Raw genomic sequence first — 6000 nt, 5'->3', positions numbered from 1 at the left:
AATTCTATTGTATCTTTGTCAAGTACAGAGTACATAAAGGGTTGGTTTTGATAATTGTATGTTTCGCAACACAAATATCTGCAACCCTTTTTTATTTTTAAAAAAAGTTTAAATCATTTCTAAGAGAAATTATTGAGAATAATTGCGCTTCTTATCGAGTTACTCACATATTTATGGAAACTATCGATAAAATAAACATACTAAATGCCTCCATTCTGGCCATGCATCAATCCATAGAAAAACTAAAACCCTACCCAGAGCATATTATTGTAGAGGCCAATCGATTTAAACCTTTCAGAAATATTCCTTATGAATGCATTATTAAAGGAGATGATAAATATATGAGTATAGCGGCTGCTTCGAGTTTAGCAAAAACCTATCGAGATGAGTATATGAAGAATTTCCGCTGTATAACTGGAAGAAAAACAAAGGTTATCCTACTAAAGAACATCGTGAAGCCATCAGGAAATATGGAATAACAAAATACCACCGAAAAAGCTTTAGATTTCTTTCGGAACAACTTGAACTTATATTATAGAAATATTTAGTCATTAATGAAATTTCTTAATTGAAATACAGACTGATTATCCTCTGAGGTTTTGTATGTTTTAAGTACTTAATTTTTAAACAAAAAACCAGTGAAGTTCGACTTCACTGGTTTTTTGTTTAAAAATTCGCGTTACTAAAATAAAATGATTTTATTACTAATTCTGGTCAGAAATACTGATGTAAGGATTAGCATCAATTTCCGCCTGCGGTATTTTCCAAATCCAATCATCATTTTGAGATGGTCGTTCTTGGAAAAATCCATCTTGATACAACACTTTGGCCGCACCGGAATTACTTTGATCTAAAGGATCATCCCATCTAATATGATCATGAAAACTAAAACCTTCTCCCCACAACTCAACTCTTCTCTGGAATTTTACTTGCTCCATTAATTCATCCTGTGTTGCAAATTGAGATGCCTCAAAAGCTGAATCTCTTGATTCACCGAATTCTTGTAACAACTCCTGAGCTTCACTAATTTGATTCATCATAGCAAGTGCCTCAATCTCCATAAGGTACATTTCTGAAGATCTCATATATATTACATCATCAGGATCAATAGTACCCGGATTTTTCTGCAAAAACTTAACGGTCATATAAGGATGGGTATTGTGCCCGGTTGTCATACCATATTTATTAATTATAGCGGACCAAGCATCCCAAAATTCATCTTCTGAATCATAATTTGGGTCAGACTCATAACTCCCCCCTTTTCCATTTGATGCAGAAGGGTTTGTATTTGGAGCTAATGGAAGCCATGCTTCGCTTCTATAATCCGTTTCGGGAATCATATTATATAGCTCACTACTAATAATCTTTGGATTACTCCTATTTTGACTTCCATTAAAAGTTGGAGATATATAGTAGAAATAAGATTGATAATAATTTGTCTCACTATCTATAACTCTCCCGCCCCAAATAACTTCAGATAAATCATAAGTATTAAAACCAGATAACCATTGTGATTTATTCAACAAAGGAAAACCTTCTCTAGCTAAAGCGGCAGCTTCTACCACTGTTTGCCAATCCCCCTTAGACAAAGCTATTCTTGCCTTAATACCATAGGCGGCATTTAAAGAAATATGAGATTTATTAGCTGGGCTACTAGCATTTTCAAGATAACCGATAGCTTCGTTAATATCCTGTTCCATTTGATTATAAACTTCTTCTACAGTAGCTCTTGGAGCACTATCATAAGGTGATGCGGTTGCAAAAACTAGAGGTACCCCAGGATCTGTAGAAGGATTACCAATAATATAACCTTTAGCATAGGTTGTAACTAATCTAAGATAAGACCACGCTCTGTACGCGTAAGCCTGACCTAAAATATTATTTAGTTCTGGTCCCTCTGTAAAATCTCCGCCTAAAACTGTATTAATTATTGAATTAGAGCTTGCTATAAAATGATATCGCTGGTACCAAAAATTATACACGGTAGTATACGTTGGATTTGTATGAGTAAGCCACTGTAAATCTGAAGTCATCCACCCATTTCCAGGAGATGAATGTATGATATTCCCCCCCATAGCATCCAAAGACGGAATAAAATGACTTTCACCACTTCTACTAGATGAAGAGCCCGGTAATTGAGCTTGTGAATACATTTGCCTATGAAGCCCGTTTAGCACTAGCATCATATTTTCCGGACTAGATAAAGCATCTTCAGCAGAAATCGCATCTGTTGGCACATTATCTAAGAAGTCTTCTGAACAACTAAAATTAATCAATATGACTAATATCAAGCTTAAAGAAAAACGAAATTTATTAAATATTTTCATTATAATATCTTTTATAGTTTTTTTAAAACGCAATGTTTACTCCAACTGAAATCACTCTACTCGGATTATAATCATTTCCACTTGGTGTACCTGAAAGATTATATTGAGGATTTAAACCTTTTCTTTCTGACAACAGAAACAAATTTTCTGCTGATACATATAAACGTAAGTTCGAAACACCAATACTATCTATTAAATCATTATTAAAATTATAAGATAAATTCACATTCTTTAATGAGAAAAAGGAAGCATCTGTAAGCCATCTTGAAGATAAAGAAGGTGCTAAATCTGTATTACCATTTTCTAACCTAGGAACATTTGTTTGGTCACCAGGTTTCTTCCAAGCATTCAAAGCATCTGGATGCATTGACTCCCCATAAGCACCTTCGTGCATCATATTAGCATATCCATAATCTAGAATTTCTCCGCCTATTTGATATGTAAATAAGAAATTTAATCCAAAACCTTTGTAGTTAAACTGATTTCTTATAGAACCTATCAAATCCGGGATAGCGGTGGCTCCAACATAAGTTCTGTTTGCATCGTTAGGATCTGTTAGCTTAACATGTTCTCCATCTTCATTTAAAACTGCCACATTTTCGCCAGTTTCAGGATCTTCCTGATAAGCAAAATACAATGCATCCCCATTATCTGGATCTACACCAGCATAGTCATATAAATAAAAATCATATCTTGACCTACCTTCTATCCATCGCTTAGAATCATCAACAAATGGATTTGGCAGTGAGGTAATTTCATTTTTATATGTAGAGAAATCTAGCCCTAAATTCCACCTAAAATTGTCCCCATCAATAAGAATACCTTCCAAACCTAATTCAAATCCTTCGTTATACATATCTCCAATGTTAGCAGGACCTTCATTTAACCCCATTGATATTGGCAAAGGAACATTGTACAATAGATCTGATGAATTTCTCTTATAATATTCAAAAGAACCGCTTAATCTATAATCAAATAGGTCAAACTCTAATGCTACATCCCAACTTTCTACAGTTTCCCAAGTCAAAGCACTATTCCCTAAGTCAGACCAAAAAATTCCTGGGTTACCCGCGTTAGGCAACAAAGAATACCTTGGTTGTGAAATATAATAATCATTTAGATCATCATTCCCTACTTCTCCATAGGACGCTCTTAGCTTTAAATTATTAACAAAACTCACAGCAGACATGAAATTTTCTTGATCAATTCTCCATGCACCGCCGATAGAATAGAAATTTCCCCATCTTACATTTTTGTTAAATACAGAAGAACCATCTCTTCGAACCGATGCACTTAAATAATATTTTTCTCTAAAATTATAATTTAGTCTTGAAAAATATCCTTCTAACGTCTTATCTGAAGTATATCCATCTAATGAAGCAATCGTAGAGAAATTATCAAACTCATAGATTCCTTCAGCAGTCTGAGTATTTTTAAAACCAAATACTTCAGAATATGTTCTTTCAAAACTTTCATGCCCTAACGTCAAGTCAAAATTATGATTCCCTATAGATTTATTATAGTTCAAAATTTGATTGAAATTTTCTACATTTCTCCTATACCTTGTTTCCCTATATCTACCAGCAGGTTGTCCATCACCAACCAAATTATTCTCATATCTCTTGTTGATGTAATCATTTATATCTTGACCATACAATAAGTTCACTTTCAACCCTTCAATGATTTGAAAACCGGCATTTAAACGAATCCCATAATTATTGATCTCTTTTTTATCATTATTGAGTAAAACCTCTTCAATTGCGTGCCTACCTACATTTGTTGGTCTAGATTGAATTCCATAGTCAGGATATCCCTCTCCTCTATCATATTGTAAATTTCCAGCGGCATCCCTTATATAATCACCAGTTTGTGGATCTACTATATAAACAGGATATATAGACCCCATATTTTTTGCAAATCCGAAGGGGTTTGCTATTGAACTTCCTCTCGAAGAAGGACCATTAGAACTTGAAAGTGACATATTAATATTACCTCCAAGCGTTAACCAATCTGTAGGCGTAAAATCGGCTTTCAACCTTCCTGTTGTTCTTTCAAAATCACTAGTAACCACATAACCTTCTTCCTTTAGGTTAGAAATAGAAAAAAAGACATTATGATTTTCACCACCTACGGAAACATCGGCTGAATTAAAAAGTCTCTTACCTGTTCTCTCCAAAGCCCCATACCAATCCAAACCTTTAAATATAACTTCAGCATTCGGATTTATTTGTCCATTCTCCTGAACAATTTGATCATTAGGCACATTAAATGGATTATACCCTAAGCGATTAAAAATAGTTGCTGAGGCCTCAGCTGCAGGGTTATCTACATCCAAAGAATTCTTATAACTTTGCCACATAAGCTCATAATATTCCTGTGGATTCACATTGTCATAAAGTGGTATTGCTCTATTGATCACCCCTACCTGCGAATCTATATTAACTCTTAGCTCCTGCTTACCTTTACCGCTTTTAGTAGTAATCAAAACTACACCGTTAGCAGCTCTGGACCCATAAAGAGAGGTAGAAGCTGCATCTTTCAAAACAGTCATTGACTTTATATCATTCTGATTAAGAGAATTTAATGCCCCTTCAAATTGAACGCCATCTACAATAATTAATGGGTCTGTTTCACCATTCAAGGTTCCTACCCCCCTAATAACAATACTGGGTGAAGAACCCGGTTGACCGGAAGCAGACAAAATTTGCACACCTGTAGAATTACCCTCAATAGCAGATAAAGGAGAAGTTAGAGATCTTTGTTCTAACTGCTCAGCTTCAATTGTGCTTGCCGATCCTGTAAAAGATTCTTTTGTCGCCGTACCAAATGCCACTACAAGCACCTCATCCAATGCAGCGGAATCGGTTTTGAGCGTTAAATCGTATACATCTCTTTCTCCAACTACAGTTTTTTGAGTTATAAAACCAACATAACTAAAAATTAAAGTAGCACCTGTTTTTACAGCAATAGTATAATCACCGTTAAAATCTGTTTGCGTACCATTTGAGGTTCCTTCCTCAATAACATTAACACCCGGTAAAGGGAGACCATTTTCATCTAAAATTTTACCGGATACTGTTTTTTGCTGAGCATGTATTATTTGCACAGCCAACACCATAAAAAGTGTAAATAATAAAAGTAACTTTTTTTTCATTGTATAACAATTAGATTAGCCTTAGCAGCAAAAATGTTAATTAATTTTATATTAACAAAACATTATAATTTACACCTCTAATAATTTCAGAACTAATTATTTTTTCAATAGAAATCAAAAACAAGAATTTACCCAAATAACACCTATTATTTTACTATTAACTTATTATTTATGATAAATGGATTAGAATTTTGTCAAAATGTGAATTCTTTCAATTTTAGTTTTTTTAGTAAAAAAATTCAGAAAAGCTAAAGAGAACTTATAATGAGTGGTTTACGGGATAGGCTATCGTTGTCAGTAACGATTTAGTAATGGTGCTTACTGCATTCATCTTCACTCAATTTCCTTGTAAATCAAGGATAAAGATAATGAATTTTCTTGATGAAATTCATTTTTTTATGCCTTGTTCCCCCCACCTTTTTTTGAGGTTTCGGAAGTTGTTTTATCGTGCTTCCATAAAAAAAATCTTTCCTGACTTCGGATTATATCATGAAAGAAATTTATTATAAAAGCTAATAT

General features: G+C 33.9%; 2 protein-coding genes and 1 pseudogene. 1 reads left to right on the top strand and 2 read right to left on the bottom strand.

The genetic code is table 11. The features are described 5' to 3' along the window. Positions 1-110: 110 nt before the first annotated feature. Positions 111-538, top strand: a pseudogene (locus tag L1967_RS01490) (ribonuclease HII); the annotation flags it as partial. A gap of 166 nt (positions 539-704) precedes the next feature. Here L1967_RS01490 and L1967_RS01485 read toward each other — a convergent pair. After that, the gene (locus L1967_RS01485) at positions 705-2360 is read right to left on the bottom strand and encodes a RagB/SusD family nutrient uptake outer membrane protein (RefSeq protein ID WP_476756502.1); all 1656 of its coding nucleotides are present in this window, start codon (positions 2358-2360) and stop codon (positions 705-707) included. Further along, complete coding sequence (locus L1967_RS01480) at positions 2350-5481, bottom strand: SusC/RagA family TonB-linked outer membrane protein (RefSeq protein WP_249599935.1); 3132 nt, start codon at positions 5479-5481, stop codon at positions 2350-2352. The genes L1967_RS01485 and L1967_RS01480 overlap by 11 nt, the downstream gene beginning before the upstream one ends. Positions 5482-6000: the final 519 nt, after the last annotated feature.

This window comes from Zunongwangia pacifica (assembly GCF_023499215.1).
Lineage (GTDB): Bacteria > Bacteroidota > Bacteroidia > Flavobacteriales > Flavobacteriaceae > Zunongwangia > Zunongwangia pacifica.
Note: the sequence above shows the minus strand (reverse complement) of the source record. Positions and strands in the feature narration are given on the sequence as shown.

Coding starts and splice junctions, on each gene's coding strand:
- L1967_RS01480 (WP_249599935.1), bottom strand. CDS start 5,481: ATGAAAAAAAAGTTACTTTTATTATTTACACTTTTTATGGTGTTGGCT.